We start from the raw sequence: 24,737 nt of genomic DNA, 5'->3' as shown, positions 1-24,737 counted from the left end.
ATTCGGCTGTCATGATACTGACCTGTCCAGACTGCGCCACCAGCTATTTCGTGGACGATTCCAAGATCCCCGCGGATGGCCGGTTGGTGAAGTGCGCCAGTTGCGGCGCGCGCTGGACTGCGACCCCTGCGCCCCCCGAAAAATCGCTGGAGCTGGAAACCTCCGAGGAGGAAGGCGCGGTGGCGCGCGAGCCGGCGCCCGAGCCGGAGGCGGTCGCCGAGAAGCCGGTCCGCGAACTGAGCGGCGATGAACTGCCGCGGGCGTTCCGCGCCAAGGCCGACACCGACCGGCGCGTGCGCGAGGCGGCGGCCACCGGCGTCATCTGGGCCGGCATGGCCGCGGCGCTGGTGGTGATGATCGCGTTGGCGATCATCTTCCGGGTCGACGTGGTGCGGCTGTGGCCGCGGACGGCCAGCGCCTATGCCGGGGTCGGCCTGCCGGTGAACAGCTTGGGCCTGGTGATCGAGGGCGTGCGCTTCGAGCCGTCGCTGCAGGAGGGCCATGCGGCGCTGTCGGTGTCGGGCATGATCCGCAACATCGAGAACGAGCCGGTGGTGACGCCGCCGCTGCGCATCAGCCTGCTCAACGCCGAGGGCAAGGCCGTGGCCACCAAGATCGCCCGCCCGGCCGACGCGCGCATCCCGCCCGGAGAGACCCGCCACTTCGCGATCGCGCTGCTCGACCCGCCGGCCAGCGCCAAGGAGCTGGAGGTGGCGTTCGCGCCCCGCGAACCGGTAAACCTCAACGTCAAGCAGGGCGATCCGGCCCCCGTCGCCCCGAAGGCGGCCGGCCCGGCCCTGCGTCCCGCCGCCGAACCGCCAGCGCCCGTGCTCGCGCCGGTGGAAGCCCAGCCGCTGCCCCCGGGCAGCCCAGACGCCCTTCCGTCCCATGACTGATCCTGTCGCCCAACCCGCCCCCACCGTCCTGCTGACCGAGCAGGAGGTGGCCGGCCGCGTCGAGGCGCTGGCCCGCCAGATCGCCCCGGCGATCGATGACGAGACGGTGGCCGTCTGCCTGCTGACCGGCGGGCTGTGGTTTGCTTCGGACCTGACCCGGGCGCTGGCGCGGGCCGGGCGCTTCGTGCGCTTCGATGCGCTGTGGCTGGCCTCCTACGGCGACGAGCGGGCCAGCCTGGGGCGCTGCGAGGTGCGGGCCGACCTGCAACGGCCGCTGGCCGGGCGCACGGCGCTGGTCATCGACGACGTCATCGATACCGGCCTGTCGCTGTCGGAGGCGCACCGGCTGGTGCGCGACGCCGGCGCCAGCCGCGTGCTGACCGCGGTGTTCGCCAGCAAGCCCTGGCCGACGCCGCGGGCGATCACCCCGGACTTCGTGGCCTGGGAGGCGCCGGCCAGGTTCCTGGTCGGCTACGGCATGGACGCGGCCGGCGCGCTGCGCGGCCTGCCCTATATCGGAGCGATGGACTAGGCGGCGCTGGCGGCCAGCACGGCCGCCTGATCGGCGCGCGCGCACCAGGCCGCGACCGTGAACATCAGCTCGGCCGGCTGGATCGGCTTGGGGTGCACGTCGTCGAAGCCCTGGGCGATGAGCCGCTCGCACTCGTCCGACATGGCGTCGGCGGTCAGCGCCAGGACCGGAACGCCGCGGGGCCCGGCCTCGCCGGCGCGGATGCGGCGCAGGGCCTCGATGCCGTCCATGCGCGGCATGTGGACGTCCATCAGCACCACGTCGAAATGGCCTGCGCGCAGCACGTCGAGACCGTCGAGGCCGTCGTCGGCGAGGCTGACTGTCGCGCCGGCCGCTTCGAGGATGGCGCGGGCCACGGCCTGATTGACCTTGTTGTCGTCGACAACGAGGACCTGGCGGCCCTGCAGGCTGACGGTGTCGGGCGCGGCCTGGGACGTTTCGGGCGGCGCACCGGTCGGCAGGGGCAGGGCGACACGGAAGGTCGAGCCGGAGCCGGGCTCGCTCTCCACCGAAATCTCCCCGCCCATCATCGCGACCAGCTGGCGACAGATGGAGAGGCCAAGCCCGGTGCCGCCGTAGCGGCGGGTGGTCGAGATCTCGGCCTGGGAGAAGGCCTGGAACAGGTTTTCCTGCTGGTCGCGGCGCATGCCGACGCCGGTGTCGGCGACGACGATCTCGATCCCCTGCGGGGCGAGCGGCGCGATACGGACCGCGACCGAGCCCTGGTCGGTGAACTTCAGCGCGTTGGAAATCAGGTTCAGCAGGATCTGGCGTACGCGCACCGGGTCGCCGACCAGCCAGGTCGGCGTGGCCGGGTCGATGTCGAAGGTCAGCTCCAGGCCCTTCTGGCGGGCGCTCTCGCTCCACAGCAGGAAGGCCTGTCGGCCCATCGTCTCGAGGTCGAAGCCGACGCTTTCAAGGTCGAGCTTGCCGGCCTCGATCTTCGAGAGGTCGAGGATGTCGTTGAGGATCGCCATCAGCCCGTCGCCCGACTGGACGATCATGTCGAGATAGTCGGCCTGCTGGCGGTCGAGCTTGGTGGCCGCCAAGGCGTGGGCCATGCCGAGCACGCCGTTCATCGGGGTGCGCAGCTCATGGCTCATCATCGCCAGGAAGGCCGACTTGGCGCGGTTGGCCTCCTGAGCCTCGGCCTGGGCCTTTTCCAACGCTACGGCGTTGGCGCGCAGGGCGCGCGACACGTGGATCACGCAGATCGCCAGAGCGACCAGCGCTCCGGCGGCGAAGACCGCGCCGCGGCCGCTGAAATCCCCCGAGGTCAGGGGGGCGATCGCCAGGGCGGCGGCGGGAAACGGGACGATGGCGAGAAACGCCGCGCGGCTGAGAGCGGCGTATTTCAGCCCTTCGAGAAGGATCCCGAACATCACCAGCAGGGCGCCGAAGCGCGCGGCCTCCGAGCCGTAGATCCAGCAGCCGACGGCCATGCCGGTCCAGATGAGGCTGAATGTGACCGCGGGGGCCAGCCGTTCCCAGCGGGTCTTGCTGCGATCCTTACGGACGTTGCGGGTGAAGCTGAGGTGACTGGCCAACAGGACCAGTTCGAGGATGGCGCTGACGGCGATCCAGGCGCAGACCGCCTTCCAGCCGAACTGGTAGCCGAGCAGCGCCCCCACCAGGGTGGCGAGGACCAGACGGCTGATACGGCTGCGCTTGCTCTGGGCGAGCGTCGCGCCGTCCTGGCCGTCGTCCAGCATCTCTTTCAGAGCCACGTTCCGACCCGCACCCGCCCCAAGTCCCGCGACAATGTGCAGCACGGAGTTTCAAGATAGGGTTAGCGCGCGGGTTACTGCCAGGGGGCGGGGGCCTCTCTGGCGAGCATGTCTTCGTAGCTCGGGCGCGGGCGCACGACGGCGTAGGCGCCGCCCTTGACCAGCACTTCAGGGACCAGCAGGCGGCTGTTGTACTCGCTGGACATCACCGCCCCGTAGGCGCCGGCGCTGAGGAAGGCGACCAGGTCGCCGGCCTGCAGCGGCGGCATGGCCCGCTCGCGCGTGAAGGTGTCGCCGGTTTCGCAGATCGGCCCGACCACGTCGTAGACGACGGGCTCGCCCGCGCGCGGATGGACCGGGACGATCTCGTGATAGGCGTCGTACATCGCCGGGCGGATCAGGTCGTTCATCGCCGCGTCGAGGACGACGAACTTCTTGCCTTCCGGGCGTTCGTGGATGTGCTGGACCCGGGCTAGCAGCACGCCGGCGTTCGCCGCGATCATCCGCCCAGGTTCGAAGGCGTAGCCGACGTCCAGTCCGTTCATGGTCTTGGCGATCATCCGCGCATAGTCGGTGGGGGAGGGCGGCTCGGGCTGGTTGAAGTAGGGCACGCCCAGGCCGCCGCCGAGGTCGAGGCGCTGGACGGACAGTCCCTCGCCGCGCAGGCGCTCGACCAGGCCGCGCATCTTGGCGAACGCCTGGGCCATCGGTTCCAGGTCGGTGATCTGGCTGCCGATATGGCAGGTGACGCCGACCGGATTAAGGCCCGCATCGTTCGAGGCGTTGGCGTAGAGCCGCTCGGCCTCGGAGAACGAGACGCCGAACTTGTTGTCGGACTTGCCGGTCGAGATCTTGGCGTGACCGCCGGCCGAGACGTCCGGATTGACGCGGATGGCGATGGTGGCGCGGGTTCCCAGAGACTGGGCGACCTGGCTGGCCAGGCGCATCTCGGGCTCTGACTCGACGTTGATCTCGCCGACCCCCGCCTTGAGCGCGAAGGCCAGCTCCCCCTCGGTTTTGCCGACGCCCGAGAAGACGATCTTTTCGGCCGGGACGCCGGCGGCCAGGGCGCGGCGGACCTCGCCCTCGGACACCGTGTCGGCGCCCGCGCCGAGCTTGGCGAGGGTGCGCAGGACGGCCAGGTTGGAGTTGGCCTTGACCGCGAAGGCGATCAGCGGATCGCCGCCGTCGTCGCCCTTGATGCCCTCGGCGACCAGGGCGTCGCGCAGCACCGTATAGTGCCGCTCGAAGGTGGCGCTGGAATAGACATAGACCGGGGTGCCGACCGCCGAAGCGATGTCGGCCAGGGACACGCCCTCACAGAAGAGCTCGCCGCCCTTCAGCTCAAAATGATTCATCTGGGGTTCGCGTACGGATCGGGCAGGGCGCCCTGCGGGGCGCTGGCGGTCGGGTTCTGGGCGGAGTCGATCGGCAGGGTGCGCGGCGGCGCAGGGCGGTCGTCGCGGGTGCGCGGATCGACGGTGCGGACCGCGCGGGCCGGATCGGCGCCGGCGTCGGCGCCCGAGCCCTTGCCGAACATCGGACCGGGACGTTCGAGCTCGCCCATCTTGCCGCAGCCGGCCAGGGCGGCCGCGCCGATCAGGGCGATCGCAGCGAGGGGGTGAAGTTTCATCCGAGCTTCTCCTTCCAACGCGCGACCTGGGCGCGGACCTGCTCCGGCGAGGTTCCGCCGTAGCTCATGCGGCTGGCGACCGACGCCTGGGGCGTCAGCACGTCGTAGACGGCCGCGGTGATCCGCGGCTCGATGGCCTGCAGTTCGGCGAGCGGCAGGCCGGGCAGATCGACGCCCAGGCCTTCGGCCTTCTTCACCGCAGCCCCGGTCACATGGTGGGCGTCGCGGAACGGCATGTCGAGGGTCCGCACCAGCCAGTCGGCCAGATCGGTGGCGGTCGAGAAGCCGGCGCCGGCGGCGGCGGCCATGCGCTCGGCGTTCGGCTCCAGGTCGGCGACCATGCCGGCCATGGCGGCCAGCGACAGTTCGAGCGCGTCGAAGGCCTCGAAGGTCGGGACCTTGTCCTCCTGCATGTCCTTTGAATAGGTCAGCGGCAGCCCCTTCATGACCACGGTCAGCTGGGTCAGCGAGCCCAGCACGCGACCGACCTTGGCGCGGATCAGCTCGGCCGCGTCGGGGTTCTTCTTCTGCGGCATGATCGACGAGCCGGTGGTGAAGGCGTCGGTCAGCTTCACGAAGCCGAACTGCGGCGTCATCCAGATCACGATCTCTTCGGCCAGGCGCGACAGGTGCACGGCGCAGAGGCTGGCGGCCGAGAGGCTTTCAAGGGCGAAGTCGCGGTCGGAGACGCTGTCCAGCGAGTTGGCGGTCGGGGCGGCGAAGCCTAGGGCCTGGGCCGTCGCATGGCGGTCGATCGGGAAGGGCGAGCCGGCCAGGGCGGCCGCGCCCAGCGGGCATTCGTTCATCCGTGTTCGGGCGTCGGCGAAGCGCGAGGCGTCGCGGCCGAACATCTCGACATAGGCCATCAGGTGATGGCCGAAGGTCACCGGCTGGGCCGGCTGCAGGTGGGTGAAGCCCGGCATCAGGGTCGCGGCGTGCGGCTCGGCCTTGGCGACCAGGGCGCGCTGCAGGGCCTGGACCTGGTGGACGGTGCGGTCGCAGGCGTCGCGGACCCAGAGGCGGAAGTCGAGCGCCACCTGGTCGTTCCGCGAGCGGGCGGTGTGCAGCCGGCCGGCCGCCGGGCCGATCAGCTCGCGCAGCCGCGCCTCGACGTTCATGTGGATGTCTTCGTATTCGTCGCGGAACGGGAAGGTCCCGGCGGCGATCTCGGCCTCGATCGCTTGCAGCCCGCCCTGGATGGCGGCCTCGTCCTCGCTTGAAATCACGCCTTGCTTGAGCAACATCGCCGCGTGCGCGCGGGATCCGGCCAGGTCCTGGGCCGCGAGCCGCTTGTCGAACCCGATGGAGACGTTGATCGCCTGCATCAATTCGGCCGGCTTGGACGAGAACCGTCCGCCCCACATGGCCTGGCCCCCGTCTTGGGGCGCTTGCGCCGGGTGTCCGGCGCCAGTCGAGGAAGAGTGCGTCATATGAACGAGAAGTCTGCCGAGAAAACCGCTGGGGAACCCAAGGCCTTCCCGTTGAAATGGGCGCTTCGGGGCGTCGCCGTCGCTGGCGTCGCCGCGGTTGTCTACATCATCGTCCAGGCTTCCATAAACCCCCAGCGGGAAACCGACCTGAAGTCGCTGGCCAAGGGCGAGATGGCCAAGTTCGAAGTTCCGCTGGAAGCCGCCTCTCCGCCGGCCGCGAGTTTCCTCGACGCCAATGGCGCGCCCAAGCGCATCGCCGATTTCCGAGGGCAGGTGACGGTGGTCAATCTCTGGGCCACGTGGTGCGCCCCGTGCGTCATCGAAATGCCGACCCTGGCCAAGCTGGCCGCCAGCTATGAGGGCAAGCCGGTGCAGGTGGTGGCGATCAGCGTCGACCGCCCGCAGGACGCCGACAAGGCCCGCGCCTTCATCGCCAAGCACGCGCCGCTGGCCTTCTATCACGACCCCAAGATGGCCCTGCCGTTCGCCTTCAAGCCGCCGGCGGCGGGCATGCCGACGACGGTCATCTACGGCGCCGACGGGGTGGAGCGCGGCCGGCTGGCGGGCGACGCCGACTGGTCCGGCAAGGACGCCAAGGCCCTGATCGACAAGGTTCTGGCGGAAAATTGACCGGCGTTCTCTGTTGACCGCCCAGCCTGGCCGTGTGCAAAAATTTGGCCCGCAATCCGGACTTGGGCCTGCAGACGTTCATTTCCCGCCCTTGCGGATCGAACCAGCCTTCCCAGACTTGAGATTGTTTCAGGGCGCGCGTCGAGCGTGCCTTGTTTGGAACGCTAGTCAGGGAGACGAAAGCGTTATGGCCACCGGGACGGTCAAGTGGTTCAACACCACCAAAGGTTACGGCTTCATCCAGCCGGATAATGGGGGCAAGGACGTCTTCGTCCACGTCTCCGCGGTCGAGCGTGCGGGCCTGCGCAGCCTGAACGAGGGCCAGAAGCTCGAGTTCGTCGAGCGGGAGGAGCGCGGCAAGATCGCGGCGGTCGACCTGAAGCCGCTCTAGCGTCCACACAGAAACTCAGACGACGAGCGCCGGTCTGCGAGGGCCGGCGCTCGTTTCGTTCAGGCCACTTCCTTCTGGCGCGCCCGCTGGCCGGCCTCGGGGTCGGTCATCACCCGCAGGAGATTGACCAGGGAGGACCTGGCTTCCTGCGGCAGGCGCTCGAAGGCGCTCAACAACTCAAGCGCGCCTGGCGTGCGCATCCGGCTGAGAAGGTCGACGTCGCCTTCGCCGGCCGGGGTGTCCAGAACGTCCATCAGGTCCACAACCCGGCATCGCAACGCGCGCGCAATCTGAACGAGCCGGGAGAACGAGATCCGGTTGGCGCCGTTCTCGTATTTCTGGATCTGCTGGAAGCTTACGCCGCACTGTTCGGCAAGCGCCTCTTGCGACATGCCGATCGTCCTTCGACGGATCCTGACCGCGGCGCCGAGGGCCACGTCCATCGGATCGGGGGTCTTGTTAGAAAGTTCAGCAGACATGGTGGTCTCCTCACCCAAAGGTCCGCCGCCGGAGTGAAGGCCCCGAGGTTCGCTTTGGATTCAAGGAAGTTAAGGCCCATAATTCTTCTTTGAAAAGAGTACTGTTGGTGCTCAGGCCGACGATTGCCGAGCATGCTCAGCGAACGCGTTTTGCGACTTTCGAATACTCTCGGTCCGAAAGCTTTGTTCTGCGAATAAATCGGTGCGTGTAAGCGTCCGAGAAGCGAAAATCCGGCCGATTTCGCCTCAGGATCGCTGTTCACCCAGGCCGAACGCGGTTGCAGGGCGGCGGCGGCGAGGTTGAGCGCGTTCGCGGGTCGCGCCGGACATTTCACCTTAAGGCTGAGTTCGGCGACGATTTGAAGCAGGGCCGTAGCGCCGTCTCCAGCTGCCGGAAGGGTTGTAACCCTCGCAAATTCCGTAACTTGCAGACAGCCGTCGCTAGCGCGCGATTTCTCTACTACTATGGCGGGCGCCAGCGACCGCGCAGGTTCGGCGCGGGGGCGGGTCGCAAGCGGCGGGGGCGGCACGATTTACTCATCTGGTGAAATGACCATACTCGGGCCATGTCCAAGTCTGGCTCGAGATGACGAGAGTCCCTGTCGCGTGCGTCCTCGCCTTGCTGGCGGCGGGATGTGTCTCCAACAAAATCGACGTGGTCGAGAGCGGCGTGCGGCCGGATTTGCGCGCGCGCGGCCTGGCGTTCGCGCCCGAGAGCCAGGGCGCCGGTCCGATGGCGAAGACGCTGCAGGACGGGGGCCTGGCGGTGCGCGAGACGCCGGGCGCGGGCTACTTGGTCGAGCTGAGCTATAGCGAGCGGCCGCAGAAGGTCGGCGCCTATGCCGGGCCGAGCCCCGCCGCCGACGCCGCGCCGGACGCCTGGGTGGCCGCGCCCGAGAAGCGCCGGTGGTGGATGCCGCGCAGCCGCCAGCTCTGCACCCTGACCGCGCGGGTCCTGGAGGCGGCGAGCGGGGCGGAGGCTTATCGCGTGCGCGCCAGCGCCATGGGGCGCGCGCCCGATTGCGGCGAGGCCGAGGCCGGCCTCAACGCGGCGGTGGCGGGGCGGCTCGCGCCGAGCTCCTGATCTAGGCGCTGGCCAGCGGCAGGCGCACCGTGAAGCTGGCGCCCTGGCCCAGCGTGCTGGCGCAGTCGATGCGCCCGCCGTGCCGCTGGACCACCGCATGGACGAAGGAGAGGCCGAGGCCGACGCCGTCGATCCGCTCGCCGCCCTTGGGACGGACCCGATGGAAGCGCTTGAACAGGTTGGCCAGCTGGGCCGGGCTCATGCCCTCGCCCTGGTCGGCGACGGTGCAGACCGCCTGCCCGTCCTCGATCCGCACCGCGCAGTCCACCCGCCCGCCGGCCGGTGAATATTTGATGGCGTTGTCGACCAGGTTGATGAGGGCGCGGGTCAGCAGGGCGCGGTCGCCCTCGACCAGCACTTCACCGTCGGTCTCGGCGGCGACGACCGCGATCTGGCGGGCCGAGGACTGCGGCCAGAGGTCGTCGACCGCGTCGAGCAGGACCTCGCCGAGATCGAGCACCTCGGCGGCGTAGGCGTCGGCCTCGGCGCGGGCGAGGTTCACGAAGTTGTCGGCCAGGGACAGGGTGCGCCGCGCGTAGCCGGCGATGCGGTCGGCGACCGGGGCGGCGACGGCGGCCTTGGCCTCGGAGCTGCCGAGCAGGGTGAGGATCGAGACCTGCGGCGAGCGCATGTCGTGGGTCAGCAGTTCGAGGATGTGCTCGCGCTGGCGGCCGGCGTCCTTGAGGGCGGTGACGTCCGTGAAGCGGATGATCCAGCCGACCTGATCGCCGCCGGCCTCGCTGAGCGGGGTGCGGCGGATTGCGAAGCTGCGACCGTCGGGGATGGTGAGCTCGGCGTCGGCGGCCTGGCTCGCCAAGTCGAGGGCCCCGGCTTCGGGCGAGAGGCTGGCGATCAGTTCGGCCACCGGACGGCCCGCCGGGTCGTCGCCGAACAGGGCCTCGGCCTCGCGGTTGGCGATCAGCACCTGGCCAGCCAGATCGGTGACCAGGGTTGCGTCGGGCAGGCCCTGCAGGGCGTCGAGCACCTGGCGGCGCAGGTCGCGGGCTCGGTCGATAGCCGCGTGCATCAGCGCCACCTGGCGGTCGATGACGTCGGTGGGCGGGCCGCCGCGGCGCTGGGCCAGGGCCGAGAGCAGGTCAGGCTCCTGCGAGAAGGCGCGCAGCTCCTGCAGCATGTAGGCGCTGGTCGCCTCGAGCCGCCGCCAGCTCCATAGCGGGTAGACCAGGATCAGCCCGGCCAGGGCGGCGGTGGGCGGCGCCCAGACCTGCGCCTGCAGCAACAGCACGGCGCTGGCGACGATGGTCGCGGCCACCAATGCGCCGCCGAGCAGCAGGTTGGCGCGCGGCCGCAGCAGCAGGAACCCGGCCAGGGCCAGGACCAGCGGGGCCAGCGAGAAGGCCAGCAGTCGGCCGGGCCCGGCCGGCGCGATGGCGCGTCCGGTCAGCAGGGTGTCGAGCAGGTTGGCCTGCAGCTCGATGCCCGACATGATCTCGGTGCGGTGCGAGAGCGGGGTGGCGTAGCGGTCGCCCAGCCCGTCGGCGGTGGCGCCGACCAGGACGAGCTTGTCGCGCAGGAATTCGGCGGGGGTCGCGCCGTTGACGACGTCGACGAAGGAGACGGTCCGGAAGTGACCGGGCGGGCCGGCGAACGAGACCAGCAGCGGCGCTTCGCGAAGCAACGGCGCGCGGGCTGGGCCGGCCGCGGCGCCGGCGCTGGCCGGTCGAGGGGTCCCCTCGGCGGCGGCCTGCATGAAGGCCATCAGGTGCGGCCAGGCCCGCGCGCCGTCGCGCTCGACCATGTAGGTGCGGCGGATGACGCCGTCGCTGTCGAAGTCGACATTGACCTGACCGAGGCCGGCGGCGCGGGCCGCGAGCGGGGCGATCGGCGCCAGCACCTCGTAGGGCGCGCCGTCCGGTCCAGGGACGTCAAAGGTCAGGGGCAGGAAGACCGGCGGGCCGGCCGTCAGGGCGCTGGCGAGGGCGTCGTCGGCGCCGGGCGTCAGGTCCGGCTCGACTAGCAGGACGTCGTAGGCGACTGCGCGCGGGCCGTATCGGGCCAGAGATTCGAGCAGGGCCTGGTGGCGGGCGCGCGGCCATGGCCAGCGGCCGAGCTCGGCGAGGCTGCGGTTGTCGATCGCGACAACCACGATGTCCTCGTGCGGGGCGCGCACGCCCCAGCCCGACACGGTGTCGAACACCACGTTGTCGGCGCGCTCGGTCGCGCGGGTCAGCACCAGGGCGACGACCATGGCCGATACGGCCAGCGCAACCAGCACCCACTCGGCGATCACCCGCCGGCGTGCGGACCAGACCCCAAGCTTGCCGGCGCGTGCACTCAACGGCCGATTTCGAACCGCTCGAGGGGCGTCCATTTCTCGTAGAAGCCCCCGCCGGCGAAGGTTCGCGACATCACGCGCCAGTTGTACACGCCGGGAGCCAGGTCGGTGACGGTCAATTCCTGCATGGTCAGGCCGGCCTCGTCGACGACCGGCGCCTCGGCGCCCTCGCGCAGGAGCTGGAGCCGGTAGGTGCGCTCGCCCAGGCCGCCGGCCTGCCAGCGGAATTTGTAGCGGCGCACGCCGCCGTCGCGCGAGGCTACCGGGGCCTCGGCCCGCAGTGTGTTCAGCCGCCGCTCGAAGGCGTAAGTGGCCGGCAGGCCAAGCAGGCCGTTGTCGTCCAGGGCGGCCAGGCGCAGGAAGTAGACCCCGTCCGGCAGCTCGCCGAGCGCGATCTCCTGGCCCTGTGCGGCGGTCTCCTCCAGCACCTCGACGAAGCCGGCGTCGACGGCCAGGCGCACCTGGTAGCCGGCGGCCGCCGCGGGCGCGACGAGCTGGAAGCGCACGGTCTGCTCGTCCTGGATCCGGCCGGGTTGGACGAGGCCGGGGGGCGGGGCGAGATGGATCGGGTCGGAGACGCCGTCGGCGGTGGCGACCGCGCCATAGGCGGCCGCGACGTCAGCCCCGTCATGATCCGCGCTGACCGCGACCAGCCCCTCGATGACTTCGGTGCTGGCCCGACCCGCCTGTTCGTCGTAGGCGACGCGGAATTCGGTGCCGCGCACGGCCGAGACCGACATCGGCGTGCGCACCGTGTAACTGTCGCGCGGATCGCGCAGCGGAGTGACGTCGGACTCCAGCCGACCGCCCTGGACCTGCAGGTCGCGGCGCACGACCCCGGTCATCTCGACCAAGGTCATACTGCCCAGCTGCACGCGGCTCTGGGACGGCAGCGACAGGTGCGTGCCGTCGGGCAGGTCGAGCCGCAGGAAGGCGTTCGGCCCGGTGGCGACGACCGCGCCCTCGTTGAGCATCATGCCGGTGGAGATGGGCAGGGTGCGGCCGCCCGCGGTGACCGTGACGGCCCCGCGGAAGCCCGCGACGCGGGCCTCGATCGGGGTGACCTTCAGCAGCCGGGCCGGGACCTTGAGCCGGCTGCCGACCTTCAGGCGGCGCGGATCGGCGATGCGGTTCAGCCGCTGGACGGCGCGATAGTCGCCGCCGGCGAAGTAGCGGCGGCCCAGTTCATAGAGCGTGTCGCCCGGTCGGACGACGTAGCTTTCCACCGGTTCGGCCGAAAGGGCCGGCGCAGCGGCGAGCGCCTGCAGCGCCAATCCGGCGATCGCCGCCCGCTTCCAGCTCATTCCTCGGCCTCTTCCGGCGCGTCCTCGGTGAGCCGCTCGAGCCGGTAGCCGTAGCTGTATACCGGGGCGAGGCGGTAGCCGTTCTGCGGTCGCAGCTCGAGCTTGCTGCGGATGCGCGAGATATGCATGTCGAGCGTGCGGGTCGGCAGGTCGGGGTTGCGGCCCCAGATCGCCTCGAGGATGTGGCCACGCGACAGCGCCCGATGGACGTTGCGGAACAGCAGCAGGGCCAGACCGAATTCCTTGGCGGTCAGGGGCACGGGCTCGCCGTCGCGGGTCACCTGTTCGGCGGGAAGGTTGAAGCGGTACTCGCCGTGCGTCTCGATCCCGCCGGTAGCGCGATCGGGATAGCTGCGGCGGAGCAGGGCGTTGACGCGGGCCAGCAGCACGCCCGACTGGACCGGCTTGACCACATAGTCGTCGGCGCCGCCGTTCAGGCCGGCGACGACGTCGGCCTCGGACGAGCGGCTGGTCAGCAGCAGGATCGGCGGGCACGGGGTGAGGTTCTTGTTCGCCCACGTCACGACGTCCAGCCCGCTCATGTCGGGCAGGTTCCAGTCGAGGACAAGCAGGTCGAAGGTCTCGCGACGCAGAGCCGCGATCAGCGGCGTCGCCAGTTGAAAGCACTGGCAGTTGTGCCCGCCGCTCACCAACAGGCGAGCGATCGCCTCTCTCTGGGCGTCGTCGTCTTCCAACGCCGCAATTCTCATACGCATGCTCGATCGGGATCGTCATCGACGCCGCAGGGAGCCGGCGCCGACAGAAGAACTACAGCCATGGTCCGGCTAGGGGCGGTAAACAAGTGTAAATGCGCCGGAAGTTTACACCTATCGGCTAGGGGCCTGGACTACCCATGGGGCGAGTATCATCTGCCCTCGCGTGGTCCCATGAGTATCGCCGCCTATATCGCCGGCCTGTTGTTCATCTGGCTTTTCATGGTGTTGTCGCTGGGATTCGCTCTCAAGCGGTGTCTCGCCAGCGGCCGTCCAGTGGACAATCTCTGACATGTCCGCTTTCGGGGGCGTCCCCCATCCCGGCCTCTCACAGCAGGATCAGCTGACTTACTGGCTGCTGCGGCTGAGCGAGTCGCTGCATCGGCTCAATGAAGGGCTGCTGTGGGCCGGCGCTTCCCCCGGCGAGTTCGGGCGCTTGATGACGGCGCCGCAGTTCGAGGCCAGCCCGCTGGCCATGGATGTCGCCCACGCCTCGCGCGCCATGCGCCGCTTCGCTGACCTGATGTTCGTGTCGGACCCGTACCGAGCGCCGGACAATGATCGTTCGGTCTGGGAGGACCTGATGCTGGCGCTACGGGTGCTGCTGGCGACCTGCACCGAAGATAGCGAGCTATGGATGCTCGATCCCGACGAGACGCTCAGCCCGGTCCTGACACGCGAATTGCGGGCCACGGTCTATGCGGTCGAACGCCTGTGCGGTCATTTCGAGCGGGTGCATTAGGAGCCCTTCCGCTCGCGAGAGACATCGCGAGCGGAAATCGACCCTGCATTTGGGTCCGATCAGATCGGATTTTGGCTCTAGGCAGCGGTCACCGGCGGCAGACGGTAGTCGCCTTCCAGCATCGCGGCCTTGGGCAGATAGGCGCGCATGAACAGGGCGAAGGGCGCGTCCGGCGCCGGCAGCCAGTTGCTTTCGCGTCCCTCGCCCGGGTGGGCGTGGCCGATCCAGATGTCGAGCGAGCCGTCGTCGTTGTAGGTCAGGCCCGGCGTGCGGTCGCCGATCGCGTAGCGGTCGAGCGGGTTGTCGGCGAAGAAGAACTGCCCGTCGGGCGTCGCCTCGTAGAGGCTCAGCGACCAGAAGCTGTCCACCGCCGGCAGCCGGTCGGCCGGGAAGTGCAGGCGCCAGTCCTTGGCGCCGTCGTAGAGACCGCGGCTTTCGCCCTTGCCGCGCATGTACATCGCCTCGACCGGCGGCAGGGCGGCGAGCCCGGCCAGGGCCACCGCGGCGCGATAGCCGTAGCTCTGGCCGAAGTCGCCGAGGTCGGAACGCGGATAGGACCAGCCGTCGACCCAGTTGACGCCGCCGATGCCGGAGGTGCGGATCATCGTGCGGGCCTGGGCGATGCCGGCCTCGATCGCCGCGGCCTGGTCGGCGTTGAAGCGGGCGGGGTCGAAGTCGCCTTGCCCCAGCCCGAGCGGGGCGATGCGGCGCAGCAGCGCCAGGTCGGTGACCGGCGGCGGATTTGCGACCAGCAGGGCGTCGAGGCTGGCGAAGTACTCGTTCCACGGCGCGCTGCGGCGGGCGTGGACGGGGGCTTCGGAGGATTCCGGGCCCTGCAGCGAAATGCCGGCCTGGACGGCGCGGGCGGCCTCCAGATCGAACGGACCGTCGACCAGGATGCGGGCCAGGGCCCAGACATGGTTGGTCGGCGAGCGCAGGGTGTTGGGCCCCTCGCTGGTGTCATGGGGGCCAATCAGGCGGAAAGTCACCGCGTCGGGGCCGGTGGTGCGGGTGCCGAGGATCGCGAAGTTGTTGGTGTAGGCGTCCATCAAGGCCAGCGACAGATAGCGTTGGCCGCTGGCCGGCAGGGAGATGGTGACCGGGCCCGCGCTGAGATCGATCTGGGCGCTGGTGTAAAGGGTGTCGTTATTGGGCGTGGTCACCGCCCGCATCTTGTGATTGGCCAGGTTGCGCATGTGGCCGAAGGTGTTCAGCGACCCGCCGAAGCCGGCGCGGCTGGCGCGGGTGGCGGCGATCTCGATGAGCGGCAGGCCGTAGATCCAGGCCTCGCAGGCGGCCTCGCGCAGGCGGTCTAGATCGCTGGTCGGCGAGGAAGCTTGGACGCCCGACATGGTTGGATTCTCCCTGGCCGCGTGGTGTCAAATGACGGCGGCCCTGCGGCTGGGCGACCGGGCCGCGCAAACTGCCCGCGGCGCTCCGGTGTGGCAATGTGCGGAAGCGGGGCGCTAGGCTTTACGCAACCAGAAGGAGGCCCCGTAGAGGTTCAGGCCTTCAAGCGGGCCGCCGCGGAACAGGTCCGCGGCGTAGTCGGCGAGGGCCGCGTCCTGGCCGGCGTACCAGCAGGGGAACAGGATCTCGAAGGCGTCCGAGCCGAACAGCAACGCCGCGGCGAGCAGGTACTGTTCGTTCCACAGCCGCGCGACATGGCCGCCGATGTAGTCGTCCGGCAGGTAGATGTCGTGGATCTGGACGATCACGCCCGGCTTCAGGCGCGGCAGGATGTCGAGGAAGAAGGCGGTGACGTCCGAGCCTTGGAAGGCGCGGTGGGAGGAATCCAGGAAGAAGACGTCGCCGGGATCGAGAACGTCGAACATCGCCGGATCGCAGGTTTCCAGCGGCTTGCGCAGGACCTGGTCGCAGAGCGCGTCGATCTCGTTGCGGGGCTGCGGGTCGATCGAGATCAGCTTGGTCTGCAGGCCGTAGCGGCGGACGGCGCGGTGCGCGAACTTGGTCGAGACGCCCGAGCCGACCTCGACGAAACGCTTTGGGTTGGTTTGCCGCAGCATGCTGGTCAGGATCATGCCGTCCAGCGGCGGGAACCAGCCGTTCATCCAGAACGGCTCGGTGGCGTCGTAGTGGCCGTTCCAGGCGACATCGGCGAAGTCAGCCTGGATTTCGGCAATGGCGACGAACTGGCGCGCATAGTCGGCGCGCCGCCCGTCGATCAGCTCGAACAGGCGCGGGTGCGGCGGCCGCCCGGCGCCGTAGCGCACGGTGGCGCGGTAGGGATAGTCGGAGAGCTTGAACTCGTGCACCGCCCGTTCGGTGGCGAAGGCGATATCGGCGGGCGGGGTCGTCGGCGGGCCGTGCACGGCGCGGCCATAGGCTTCGGCGGCCTCGTCGGAGGCGCCCACCCGATGCAGGGCGGCCGCCAGGTCTCCCCAGGCCTTGGGCGGCGTGTCCGGATCGGCGGTCGCCTGGCGCAGCATTTCGATCCCCTCGTCGCGCCGGCCGAGCTTGAACAGGGTGACGCCCAGGAAACGCTGGGCGTGGGGATGGTCGGGCGTCTCGGCCAGCATCTGGCGGAAGATCTGCTCGGCGTGGTGCAGGAAGTGCTCGCGGAGCCGCAGGATACCGAGTTGCAGCAGGCGCTCCAACCTTGGGGTATCCGACTCGGCCATGCTCAAGTCCTTCGCCGTTCCAGCTCCTGCTCCCAGCGCAGGGCGTCGGCGACGATGACCGACAGTTCGTCGAAGCGCGGGCGCCAGGCGAACTCGGTCCTGATGCGCGCGTTGTCGGCGATGACCGAGCCGAGGTCTCCTGGTCGGCGTCCACCGACGACGTAGGGGATCTGGCGGCCGGCCGCGATGCTGACCGCCCCGACCACGTCGAGCACCGAATGGCCGCGGCCGTAGCCGCAGTTGAGCACGTGGCTGGCGCTGGGATCGTCGAGCAGCCGCTGCAGCGCCAGGATGTGGACCGCGGCCAGGTCGCTGACATGGATGTAGTCGCGCACGCCGGTGCCGTCGGGGGTGGCGAAGTCGTCGCCGTGGACGATGAGAGCTTCGCGCTTGCCTACCGCGACCTCGACCGCCGCCTTCATCAGGTGGGTGGCGCCGATGCCGGAGGGACCGGCGCGGCCGTGGGCGTCCGCGCCGGCGACATTGAAGTAGCGCAGCGCGCAATAGTTGAAGTCCGCCTTCGCCACGGCGATATCGGCCAGCATCCGCTCGGTCATGAGCTTGGAACGGCCGTAGGGCGTTTCGGGTTCGACGCGGTCGCGCTCGGTGACCGGTCGCTCGGGGGTGACGCCGTAGACCGCCGCGGTCGAGGAAAAGACGAAGTGGCGGACGCCTTCGCCGATGACGCTTTCCAGCAGCGAGCGGCTGGCTGCGGTGTTGTTGCGATAGTACTTCAGCGGATCGGCGACGGACTCGGGCGCGACCGTGGAGCCGGCGAAGTGCAGCACCCCGCCGATCGCGTGTTCCCGGACGGTCCGGCGCACCAGGGCGTCGTCTTCGATGGCGCCCTGGACGAAGACCGCGCGCGGGTCGACGGCCCAGCGGAAGCCGGTGACCAGATTGTCGATGACGACGGTGGGATAGCCGGCGTCGAGCAGTTCAAGAACCGCGTGGCTGCCGATGTAGCCGGCGCCGCCCGTGACCAGGATGGCGGGCTTGGCCCCGCCGATCTCAATCGCCATTGACCTTCCTCCCCAGGGCGCGGATCTCCGCCTCGACCGTAGCGCCCCACACGTTCCAGCGGAGGCGGTCCTCGAACGCCGCCCGAGCGGCGCGGGTCATGGCGAGGTAGCGGGCCTCGTCGGCCCAGATTTCGCGGATGCCGGCGACATAATCCTCGACCTCGGCGTCGGCTCCGAACAGCAGGCCGTTGGACCCGTGCTTGACGATCGCCCCGACGCCGCCGGTGTCGCGCGCGAGAGAGGGCAGGCTGAAGGCGCAGGCCTCGCAGTAGACGAGGCCGAACGCCTCCTGCTGGCTGGGCATGAACAGGAAGGACGAGGTGCGGAACAGCTTCTCCAGCAGCGCGGCCTGCTCGGGATCGGTCTTGCTCAGATGGCCGTGATGGACCACGCCCGGGACGCCGAAGGTCTCGGGCGGCTTGCAGCCGACGATGTGAAGTTCAGCGTCGCCGATGTGCCGGCGGAGGTCCTTGAACACCTTCAGCACCAGCGCCCCGCCCTTGCGGGGCCAGTCGTAGCCGACAAAGAGAAGCTTCAGCTTGTCGCCCTTCGAGACGCGCTCGTAGGCGGCCGGCTCGACGTCGAAGTTCGCGCCGAGCGGGGCGATCCCGAACCGCTCGGTCGGGACCTGATAGTACTCGGCCGCCGAGCGCGCCGCCCAGTCGGAGGTCAGCATGATCGGCTGGTTGCGGTTGATCAGGCGACGCTGCAGGGCGTTGCCGATGCGCCGGCTGCGGCCGTTCAGCGGGCGGTACTTGGGATAATAGTCGACCAGCGGCCCGAACAGCGCGTCGGCGACGTGCAGAACCGGCCACTTGGGGTCGATATAGGCGACCTTGTGAGCCGCGCCGATGGAGATTACGGCGTCGGCGTCGGCCTCGGTCAGGCGCTTGTCGAGCCAGTGGCCGAACGCGCGGGTCACCATCGGTTCGCGCGACACCAGCATCCCGATCGCCGCCAGGCTGGAGGCGTAGCGCAGGCTTTCATCGACCCGCGGGGTGTCGATCACGGTGAGGTCGTTGAACCGCCGGCTCAATTCGCGCAGCGCATAGTAGGGTATGCCGCTCCAGGACGAGCGGTTGAAGGGACTGCCTAGCGAGACAAAGGCGATACGCACAATGACTCCCGCTCACCAGCACATTGGCGCTAGGCCGATGGCTACCAAAGGTATTTGAATAGTGTAGTTCGAATTCTGCACGTTTTCACCGCGAAGTTGGATCATGCCGAACCTGATTTCCGTCGTCATACCCGCGTACAACGCCACCCCGACGCTCGCCGAGACGTTGCGGTCGGCGCTGCGGCAGACCCATGCAGAACTCGAAGTGATCGTCGTCGACGACGGCTCCAAGGACGGCACGCGGGCGATGGCGGAGTCCTTCGCGGCCGAGGACCCCAGGGTGCGGGTGATCTCCAAGGCGAACGCGGGCGTGGCCGCCGCGCGCAACACCGGCATCGATGCGGCGCGGGGCGACTTCATCGCGCCGCTGGACGCCGACGACCTGTGGCATCCGGACAAGCTGCGGCTGCAGCTCGAGCGGTTCACGAACGGGCCGCCCAGCCTGGGCCTGGTCTACAACTGGTATCGCCGGATCGACACGTCCGGCCGGATCATCGACATCTCGGCCGCGCCGGTGGTGGAGGGCTGGGTGCTGTACCGGCACCTGGACTGGAACTTCGTGTCCAACGGCAGCACGCCGCTGATCCGGCGCAGCGCGCTGGGCGATGTGCGCTACGACCCGGGGCTCAACGCCGTCGGCGCCCAGGGCTGCGAGGACTACCTGATCCAGCTGCAGATTGCATTGAACCACCAGTTCGCCTGCGTGCCGGCCTATCTGACCGGCTACCGCCGGACCGACGGGGCGATGACCGAGGACGTCGGCCGGATGATCCGCTCGCACATCCAGATGTACCGGGTGCTGTGGCCGGATCTGGACGACACGGCCCGCAGGCTCGCACGGCGGCGGATGGCGGGCTTCTTCGCCGAGTACGCGCGCAACCGCGCCCGCCGCGGCCTGGCTCGCGAGGCGATCGGCGCCGTGGGCCAAGCGTTCGCGCACGACCCGCTCGGCGCCCCGCTCAAGCTGGCCGAACAGGCGCGGCTGACGTTCATCTACCTCAGCCGAGGCAAGCGCGTGCGCGCGGACCGACCGATCGATCCACGCCACTTCGACGCCTATTCCGACAGCGAGATCGACACGCCCTGGGATGCGAGGCGCCGGCTTCAACGGTTCAAGAGCCTGGCTGCGCTCGACGACGCGTACGATCCGGGCATGGTGGAGCGTCCCGCTAGTTAGGGTCCATGAGCAGCGGCGCGGGCGCCAGGGCCGGCGTGGTCTTTTGCTGGCCGATCTGCAGTTTGAACCATTCGAGCGTGCGACGGATGCCGTCCTCGTAGGGAATGTCCGCGGACCAGCCCGGAAGGATCTGGTTCATCCGCGTCAGGTCCGGCCGGCGATTGGTCGGGTCCTGAGGGACCGGCGGCATGAACTCGATCGACGTGCCGGGCACCAGCTTGGTGATGTATTCGGCGACCTCAAGCACTGAGATTTCGCGGTCGTTGCCGACGTTGAGCGGGCCCGGATAGCTGACCTGATCACGCCAGAAATAGCGTTCCAGCGCGTCGATGATGTCATCGACATAGCCCCAGCTGCGCGATTGCAGGCCGTCGCCGTAGACGGTGAGCTTGCCGGTGGTCAGGGCCTGGCCGAGGAAGTTGGACACCGCGCGGCCGTCGTCGATCCGCGTGCGCGGGCCATAGACATTGAACAGGCGCACAATGCGGATGTCGATGCCGTAGACGCGGCGGCATTCGAACAGCAGGGACTCCGTGCACCGCTTGCTCTCGTCGTACGACGAACGCGGGCCGGTGCAGTCGACCGAGCCGCGATAGTGCTCGGGCTGGGGCGAGATCAGCGGGTCGCCATAGACCTCGGACGTGGAGGCGAAGGAGAAGCGACCGCCCTTGGCCAGCAGGTTGCGCAGGTTCATGGCGCCGCCGAGGTTGGCCTGGATGACGCCGACCGGGTCGCGCATGTACCACGGCGGCGAGGCCGGCGAAGCGAGGTGGATGATTTCGTCGAAGCGTTCCGACGTCGAGAACTGCTCGGCGGGCGCGACCTCGATGTGCAGGCGCGGGTCGGAAATATGCTTAAGGTTGTCCCTCGTCCCGGTCCAGAGATTGTCCACCACGACAATGCGGTCGACATCGGACCTCAACAGGAGGCGATCGATCAGGTGCGAGCCAAGGAAGCCACAGCCACCGGCGACGAGTACTGCCTTTCCCACATTCACCCCCAGTTGTGAACGGTAGAGCCAAAAACCACCCAGAAGAAATCTGGCTCGACGACCTGCTGGTTAGGGCAGTCGAGGTCCCGAAAACGGGGTGGGCGAAAGTTACGCGATAATCCGAGACTTATAGCCTGTACATTAGTCGATTTACGTTCGGATACATCCCGAAAAAAACGTCATTCTCCATTTTGGAGAATTCCGCGCGAATGCACATCATATGCGGCAGGGGTTTCTGAGCGGTTACAGTCTAGGTCGATTTCCTACGCCGCCCGTGGGTGCCGAGTGCCTCGACTCTTCTTGGCTGTCCGGCGGGCAGGCGTCGCCTTGCGGACATCGTCGCCGCTCCGGCGCCGCGACCCGCGCCCGTCGTTTTCTAAACATTCTATAGTAGAGATTGCGAGATCGCCGCAAAGTTGTGCGCGCGTTGGTTGTTTTTGGCGACATTTCGCGATCGGGTAAGTTTTGTCGTTAAGTTAAGGTTGGGAATTCGGGTGAAATTATCGCTGAAGTTGTCAATTGTAAATACAGTTAAGGTCGAGACCAATTTCGTTATTTGTCATAATTGTCTATAACTAAGCTTACATATGTATCCATTTCTCTTGACCTTGTGCTGAGCGCGTATCGATATGGCGGTCGAAGCGATCGTCAGCGCGGTAGGGACGCCCGCCGAGCTGCGCTTCAAGGAGGTGGTCGTCCGGGGCTGGGTGAGGCTCCTTCCGGCGACGACGACCGGCGGCCAGGGCGCGGCCAGACTACGTAGGCGCGCGCGGTCGTGTGTGACGGACGCTGTGCGTCGGCGACGCCCGTCATCTGAAGACGCGCAAAGGTGCTGCGCATTTCCGGCGTGCGCATGGGGGGTGGAGGACACCGATGAGCACGCCCCTGCAACGCGCCCGGATCGAGCCGATCACCGACAACCTGCCGCGGCCGACCTGGTCGGTGATGATCCCGACCTACAACTGCGCCGGCTATCTGGGCGAGACTCTGAGCAGCGTGCTCGACCAGGCGCCGCGGGGCGCTGACGAGATGCAGATCGAGGTGGTGGACGATGGTTCGACCGACGATCCGGAAGCTGTCGTGCGGGCCATCGCCGGCGATCGGGTGGTCTTTCACCGCCAGCCGCAGAATGTCGGGCACATCCTAAACTTCGCGACCTGCCTGAGCCGCGCCCGGGGGCGCTATGTTCACCTGCTGCACGGCGACGACCGCGTCGAGCCGGGCTTCTATGCGGCGATGCAGAAGGGGTTCGAGAGTTCGCCGGAGATCGGCGCCGCCTTCTGCCGGCATCGCTACATCGATGGCGACGGGCGCGAGCTCTCCGTTCCCGACGCTGAGCAACCACGAGCCGGGCCGCTGACCGGCGGCGTCGAGCGGCTGGCCGAGGAGCAGCGGATCATGACTCCGTCGATCACCGTGCGGCGGGATGTCTATGAAGAGCTTGGCGGCTTCGACCCGCGGCTGGTCTGCTCCGAGGATTGGGAGATGTGGGTGCGCATCGCCGCCCGCTGCCCGGTTTGGTACGAGCCCAAGGTGCTGGCGGGCTACCGCATGCACGAGAACTCGAACACCGGCCGCCATTACCGGTTCGCGCAGGAGCTGGGCTACACCCGGCGCGCCATCGAGATCTTCAGCGAGTACCTGCCGGCGCCGCGGGCGCGGGCCATCACCCAGCGGGCTCGGTTGACCTATGCCGACACCGCCCTCAACAATGCGCGCAGGTTCGCGCGGAGCGGGGATCGGCAAGGAACGTGCGCGCATCTGCTGGCGGCGATCAGGCTAAGCGCGACCCCGACCGTACTGCGGCGGGCGGCCGCGATCGCATTGACCCTCACCTTCATCGCCCGGGGCGCCCACGGCGTCTGATCCGCATCGGGCTGTCCGGGTGCGGGGCGGTCAGCGCGCGCTACTACGCGCCGGCGCTGCTGGCGCTGGAGGCGGAGGGGGCAGCGCGGCTGGTCGCCGTCTTCGACCCCGATCCGGCGGCGATGCAGGCGGTCTGCGCGCGACTGCCTGACGCGCGCACCTGCGCCAGCTACGAGGATCTGCTGACGGCCGACCTTGATCTGGTCCTGGTGGCCTCGCCGCCCCGGCGACACGCCGAGCAGACCTTTGTCGCGCTGGCCCGCGGGCTGGCGGTTCACTGCGAGAAGCCGCTGGCGATGTCGGGGGACGAGGCGGCCCGCATGGTCGCCGCCGCGCAGGCTGCGGGTCGGCCGTTGACCGAGGGGCTGGTGCGCCGCCGCTTCCCGTCGGTGCGGGCCATCGCTGATCTTCTGCGCCGAGGGGTGATCGGGGACCTGGAGACCGTGGAGGTCTTCGAGGGCGGCCCGTTCGACTGGCCGGTCAGTTCGCCGGCCTATTTCAGCCGCGCCGAGAGCGGCGGCGGGGTGCTGCGGGACCTCGGCCCGCACGTGTTCGACCTGCTGATCGGCTGGCTCGGAGAGCCGCAACTGATCGAATGCCGGGACGACGCCCGCGGCGGCGTCGAGGCCAATGCGCGGGTCGTTCTGGACTTCGGCGGCGTGCGGGCGAGGGTCCGCTTCAGTCGCGACTGGGCGCGGCCCAACCGCTTCGTCTTTCAGGGTTCGGCCGGCAGGATGATCTGGACGCCGTACGAGACCGACCGGTTGGAGCTTGAGCTCGACGGCCAGGTCGCCGCGTTGGTCCTGGAGAAGGGCGGCGACTTCCAGGACGCCTTCACGGCCCAGCTGCGGGCGGCGATCTCCGGCGCTCCGGAAGCGGGCCGCGGGCAGGAACCCGGTCTCGCGGCCCTGGCGATGATCGATCTGTGCTACGCGCGGCGCCTGCCGATGGCTGAGCCGTGGATCGACGTCGGCGCAGCGCCATGACGCGGATCGCGATCCTCGGCGCCAACGGCTTCGTCGGCAACCGCGCCGTCGAAATGCTGCATCTGTCGGGGCGGCAGGTGCTCCCGATCGTCCGCCGGGCCAGCGCCGCGGCGCTTCCGCGCCGGTTCGACCTGGACGTCCGGGTGGCCGATGCGGGTGACCGCGCCGCCCTGGCCGCCGCTTTGCGCGGCTGCGACGTCGTCGTCTCGGCGGTGGCCGGCGACCCGCAGGCTATCGTCGGCGCCGTCGAGCCGGTCTATCGGGCCGCGCAGGACGCCGGGGTCTCGCGGCTGATCTATCTGAGCAGCGCCTCGGTCCATGGCCAGGCGCCCGCCGCCGGCGCCGACGAGGACAGCGCTCTCAACGACCGCCAGCCGATGGCCTACAACAACGCCAAGGTCCGGGCTGAACGCCTGCTGGCTGAGCTCGCGCGTGACGGCGGAGTCGAAACGGTGGTGCTACGTCCGGGCATCGTGTTCGGGCCGCGATCGCAATGGGTGGGAGGCTGGGCCGACGAACTGCTGGCCGGCGAGGCCTATGTGGTCGCCGGCGCGCGCGGGGCCTGCAACTCCATCTATGTCGACAATCTCGTCCACGCGATCGGCTTGGCGGCGACATCGGATCGGGCGGCAGGGCGCACCTACCTGCTGGGGGATCGCGAGCAGCCCAGCTGGCGCGACCTCTACGGGCCGATCGCTGCGGCCCTGGGCGTGGACCTGGACGCGCTGCCGGACATGCCGGCGTCCGCCGCCCCCGCCCCGGCGGCGCCCTCGCCGCTGGAGCGGCTGCGTCGCTCGCCGCTGGTCAAGGGTCTGGCCGGCGGCCTGCCGCGGCCGGTCCGCGTCGGGATCGGGGCTGGGCTCAAGTCGTACCGCGCGCGCGCCGCCCCGCCCGCGCCGGTGCGCGCAGGCCCCGAGGTCTCGCTGGAACGGACCTTGCTACAGACCGGCTCGGTCTGGATTTCCTGGACTCGCGCCGAGGTGGAACTTGGTTACGTTCCCGTCGTATCGTTCGGGGAAGGGCTTCGTCGTTCCATCGCGTGGCTCGAGTCCGCAGGTTATCCAGTTGTGTCGTAAGAG

Annotated in this window: 23 protein-coding genes; 10 read left to right on the top strand and 13 right to left on the bottom strand. The window is 69.1% G+C overall.

Annotated elements, in window-relative coordinates:
* The first annotated feature begins 11 nt into the window (after window positions 1-11).
* Window positions 12-896 (top strand): DUF3426 domain-containing protein, encoded by an 885-nt coding sequence (locus O4N75_RS18400; protein ID WP_269626895.1) that lies wholly within the window; start codon window positions 12-14, stop codon window positions 894-896.
* Window positions 889-1,428: a phosphoribosyltransferase family protein gene (locus O4N75_RS18395; protein WP_267231449.1), complete on the top strand. Its 540-nt coding sequence runs from the start codon at window positions 889-891 to the stop codon at window positions 1,426-1,428. Before O4N75_RS18400 ends, O4N75_RS18395 begins: the two co-directional genes overlap by 8 nt.
* Here the strand turns inward: O4N75_RS18395 and O4N75_RS18390 are convergent.
* The 4 genes from O4N75_RS18390 to argH all read right to left on the bottom strand — a co-directional run bounded on the left by O4N75_RS18390 (window position 1,425) and on the right by argH (window position 6,218).
* Entirely contained in the window at window positions 1,425-3,155 is a 1,731-nt protein-coding gene (locus tag O4N75_RS18390; RefSeq protein ID WP_269626894.1) for an ATP-binding protein, read from the bottom strand. The genes O4N75_RS18395 and O4N75_RS18390 overlap by 4 nt on opposite strands.
* Before the next feature lie 74 nt (window positions 3,156-3,229).
* A complete protein-coding gene (lysA, locus tag O4N75_RS18385; RefSeq protein WP_269626893.1) occupies window positions 3,230-4,513 on the bottom strand; it encodes a diaminopimelate decarboxylase in 1,284 nt (427 codons plus the stop codon).
* Window positions 4,510-4,788, bottom strand: a complete 279-nt coding sequence (locus O4N75_RS18380; protein ID WP_267231452.1) for a hypothetical protein — start codon at window positions 4,786-4,788, stop codon at window positions 4,510-4,512. The genes lysA and O4N75_RS18380 overlap by 4 nt, the downstream gene beginning before the upstream one ends.
* On the bottom strand, window positions 4,785-6,218 hold the full coding sequence (gene argH, locus O4N75_RS18375; RefSeq protein WP_269626892.1) for an argininosuccinate lyase: 1,434 nt from the start codon (window positions 6,216-6,218) through the stop codon (window positions 4,785-4,787). The genes O4N75_RS18380 and argH overlap by 4 nt, the downstream gene beginning before the upstream one ends.
* Here argH and O4N75_RS18370 point away from each other — a divergent pair, their 5' ends adjacent.
* Entirely contained in the window at window positions 6,219-6,848 is a 630-nt protein-coding gene (locus tag O4N75_RS18370) for a TlpA disulfide reductase family protein (RefSeq protein ID WP_269626891.1), read from the top strand. It abuts the gene before it with no gap.
* Between the two features lie 187 nt (window positions 6,849-7,035).
* Complete coding sequence (locus O4N75_RS18365; protein WP_183772915.1) at window positions 7,036-7,239, top strand: cold-shock protein; 204 nt, start codon at window positions 7,036-7,038, stop codon at window positions 7,237-7,239.
* A gap of 59 nt (window positions 7,240-7,298) precedes the next feature.
* On the opposite strand, the gene O4N75_RS18360 is transcribed toward O4N75_RS18365, so the two are convergent.
* On the bottom strand, window positions 7,299-7,736 hold the full coding sequence (locus O4N75_RS18360; RefSeq protein WP_269626890.1) for a helix-turn-helix domain-containing protein: 438 nt from the start codon (window positions 7,734-7,736) through the stop codon (window positions 7,299-7,301).
* Between the two features lie 568 nt (window positions 7,737-8,304).
* Here O4N75_RS18360 and O4N75_RS18355 point away from each other — a divergent pair.
* Window positions 8,305-8,802: a hypothetical protein gene (locus O4N75_RS18355; protein ID WP_269626889.1), complete on the top strand. Its 498-nt coding sequence runs from the start codon at window positions 8,305-8,307 to the stop codon at window positions 8,800-8,802.
* Between the two features lies 1 nt (window position 8,803).
* On the opposite strand, the gene O4N75_RS18350 is transcribed toward O4N75_RS18355, so the two are convergent.
* Genes O4N75_RS18350 through O4N75_RS18340 form a run of 3 tightly spaced genes read right to left on the bottom strand, consistent with a single transcriptional unit; the run spans window position 8,804 to window position 13,118 of the window.
* Window positions 8,804-11,101: a CHASE2 domain-containing protein gene (locus O4N75_RS18350; protein WP_269626888.1), complete on the bottom strand. Its 2,298-nt coding sequence runs from the start codon at window positions 11,099-11,101 to the stop codon at window positions 8,804-8,806.
* Window positions 11,098-12,402 (bottom strand): FecR domain-containing protein, encoded by a 1,305-nt coding sequence (locus O4N75_RS18345; protein WP_269626887.1) that lies wholly within the window; start codon window positions 12,400-12,402, stop codon window positions 11,098-11,100. Before O4N75_RS18345 ends, O4N75_RS18350 begins: the two co-directional genes overlap by 4 nt.
* Window positions 12,399-13,118 carry a response regulator transcription factor gene (locus O4N75_RS18340; RefSeq protein WP_269626886.1) on the bottom strand — a complete coding sequence of 240 codons (720 nt, stop codon included), beginning with the start codon at window positions 13,116-13,118 and terminating at the stop codon, window positions 12,399-12,401. The genes O4N75_RS18345 and O4N75_RS18340 overlap by 4 nt, the downstream gene beginning before the upstream one ends.
* 289 nt (window positions 13,119-13,407) lie before the next feature.
* On the opposite strand from O4N75_RS18340, the gene O4N75_RS18335 reads away from it, so the two are divergent.
* Window positions 13,408-13,857 carry a hypothetical protein gene (locus tag O4N75_RS18335; RefSeq protein ID WP_269626885.1) on the top strand — a complete coding sequence of 150 codons (450 nt, stop codon included), beginning with the start codon at window positions 13,408-13,410 and terminating at the stop codon, window positions 13,855-13,857.
* Between the two features lie 77 nt (window positions 13,858-13,934).
* Here the strand turns inward: O4N75_RS18335 and O4N75_RS18330 are convergent, their stop codons facing one another.
* The 4 genes from O4N75_RS18330 to O4N75_RS18315 all read right to left on the bottom strand — a co-directional run bounded on the left by O4N75_RS18330 (window position 13,935) and on the right by O4N75_RS18315 (window position 18,638).
* Window positions 13,935-15,209: a DUF1254 domain-containing protein gene (locus tag O4N75_RS18330; RefSeq protein WP_269626884.1), complete on the bottom strand. Its 1,275-nt coding sequence runs from the start codon at window positions 15,207-15,209 to the stop codon at window positions 13,935-13,937.
* Between the two features lie 114 nt (window positions 15,210-15,323).
* Complete coding sequence (locus O4N75_RS18325) at window positions 15,324-16,499, bottom strand: class I SAM-dependent methyltransferase (protein ID WP_269626883.1); 1,176 nt, start codon at window positions 16,497-16,499, stop codon at window positions 15,324-15,326.
* Between the two features lie 2 nt (window positions 16,500-16,501).
* Complete coding sequence (gene galE, locus O4N75_RS18320) at window positions 16,502-17,521, bottom strand: UDP-glucose 4-epimerase GalE (protein WP_269626882.1); 1,020 nt, start codon at window positions 17,519-17,521, stop codon at window positions 16,502-16,504.
* Complete coding sequence (locus O4N75_RS18315; RefSeq protein ID WP_269626881.1) at window positions 17,511-18,638, bottom strand: glycosyltransferase family 4 protein; 1,128 nt, start codon at window positions 18,636-18,638, stop codon at window positions 17,511-17,513. The genes galE and O4N75_RS18315 overlap by 11 nt, the downstream gene beginning before the upstream one ends.
* A gap of 103 nt (window positions 18,639-18,741) precedes the next feature.
* Here O4N75_RS18315 and O4N75_RS18310 point away from each other — a divergent pair, with 103 nt between their 5' ends.
* A complete protein-coding gene (locus O4N75_RS18310) occupies window positions 18,742-19,815 on the top strand; it encodes a glycosyltransferase family 2 protein (RefSeq protein WP_269626879.1) in 1,074 nt (357 codons plus the stop codon).
* Here O4N75_RS18310 and O4N75_RS18305 read toward each other — a convergent pair.
* Window positions 19,808-20,806, bottom strand: coding sequence for an NAD-dependent epimerase/dehydratase family protein (locus tag O4N75_RS18305; protein WP_269626878.1), 999 nt, complete (start codon window positions 20,804-20,806; stop codon window positions 19,808-19,810). The genes O4N75_RS18310 and O4N75_RS18305 overlap by 8 nt on opposite strands.
* An 873-nt stretch (window positions 20,807-21,679) precedes the next feature.
* Here O4N75_RS18305 and O4N75_RS18300 point away from each other — a divergent pair.
* The 3 genes from O4N75_RS18300 to O4N75_RS18290 are packed head-to-tail and all read left to right on the top strand — an operon-like array spanning window position 21,680 to window position 24,734.
* A complete protein-coding gene (locus O4N75_RS18300) occupies window positions 21,680-22,672 on the top strand; it encodes a glycosyltransferase (protein WP_269626877.1) in 993 nt (330 codons plus the stop codon).
* Window positions 22,558-23,658, top strand: coding sequence for a Gfo/Idh/MocA family oxidoreductase (locus tag O4N75_RS18295; RefSeq protein WP_269626876.1), 1,101 nt, complete (start codon window positions 22,558-22,560; stop codon window positions 23,656-23,658). The genes O4N75_RS18300 and O4N75_RS18295 overlap by 115 nt, the downstream gene beginning before the upstream one ends.
* Window positions 23,655-24,734: an NAD-dependent epimerase/dehydratase family protein gene (locus tag O4N75_RS18290; RefSeq protein ID WP_269626875.1), complete on the top strand. Its 1,080-nt coding sequence runs from the start codon at window positions 23,655-23,657 to the stop codon at window positions 24,732-24,734. Before O4N75_RS18295 ends, O4N75_RS18290 begins: the two co-directional genes overlap by 4 nt.
* Window positions 24,735-24,737: the final 3 nt, after the last annotated feature.

This window comes from Phenylobacterium sp. NIBR 498073 (assembly GCF_027286305.1).
GTDB lineage: Bacteria > Pseudomonadota > Alphaproteobacteria > Caulobacterales > Caulobacteraceae > Phenylobacterium.
This window is presented reverse-complemented; position numbering and strand designations above follow the sequence as displayed.

Excerpts from the sequence above, each read along its gene's own strand:
- O4N75_RS18400 (WP_269626895.1), top strand. The coding sequence starts at position 12 with ATGATACTGACCTGTCCAGACTGCGCCACCAGCTATTTCGTGGACGAT.
- O4N75_RS18395 (WP_267231449.1), top strand. The coding sequence starts at position 889 with ATGACTGATCCTGTCGCCCAACCCGCCCCCACCGTCCTGCTGACCGAG.
- lysA (WP_269626893.1), bottom strand. The coding sequence starts at position 4,513 with ATGAATCATTTTGAGCTGAAGGGCGGCGAGCTCTTCTGTGAGGGCGTG.
- O4N75_RS18380 (WP_267231452.1), bottom strand. The coding sequence starts at position 4,788 with ATGAAACTTCACCCCCTCGCTGCGATCGCCCTGATCGGCGCGGCCGCC.
- argH (WP_269626892.1), bottom strand. The coding sequence starts at position 6,218 with ATGACGCACTCTTCCTCGACTGGCGCCGGACACCCGGCGCAAGCGCCC.
- O4N75_RS18370 (WP_269626891.1), top strand. The coding sequence starts at position 6,219 with ATGAACGAGAAGTCTGCCGAGAAAACCGCTGGGGAACCCAAGGCCTTC.
- O4N75_RS18365 (WP_183772915.1), top strand. The coding sequence starts at position 7,036 with ATGGCCACCGGGACGGTCAAGTGGTTCAACACCACCAAAGGTTACGGC.
- O4N75_RS18355 (WP_269626889.1), top strand. The coding sequence starts at position 8,305 with ATGACGAGAGTCCCTGTCGCGTGCGTCCTCGCCTTGCTGGCGGCGGGA.
- O4N75_RS18345 (WP_269626887.1), bottom strand. The coding sequence starts at position 12,402 with ATGAGCTGGAAGCGGGCGGCGATCGCCGGATTGGCGCTGCAGGCGCTC.
- O4N75_RS18340 (WP_269626886.1), bottom strand. The coding sequence starts at position 13,118 with ATGCGTATGAGAATTGCGGCGTTGGAAGACGACGACGCCCAGAGAGAG.
- O4N75_RS18335 (WP_269626885.1), top strand. The coding sequence starts at position 13,408 with ATGTCCGCTTTCGGGGGCGTCCCCCATCCCGGCCTCTCACAGCAGGAT.
- O4N75_RS18330 (WP_269626884.1), bottom strand. The coding sequence starts at position 15,209 with ATGTCGGGCGTCCAAGCTTCCTCGCCGACCAGCGATCTAGACCGCCTG.
- O4N75_RS18325 (WP_269626883.1), bottom strand. The coding sequence starts at position 16,499 with ATGGCCGAGTCGGATACCCCAAGGTTGGAGCGCCTGCTGCAACTCGGT.
- galE (WP_269626882.1), bottom strand. The coding sequence starts at position 17,521 with ATGGCGATTGAGATCGGCGGGGCCAAGCCCGCCATCCTGGTCACGGGC.
- O4N75_RS18310 (WP_269626879.1), top strand. The coding sequence starts at position 18,742 with ATGCCGAACCTGATTTCCGTCGTCATACCCGCGTACAACGCCACCCCG.
- O4N75_RS18300 (WP_269626877.1), top strand. The coding sequence starts at position 21,680 with ATGAGCACGCCCCTGCAACGCGCCCGGATCGAGCCGATCACCGACAAC.
- O4N75_RS18290 (WP_269626875.1), top strand. The coding sequence starts at position 23,655 with ATGACGCGGATCGCGATCCTCGGCGCCAACGGCTTCGTCGGCAACCGC.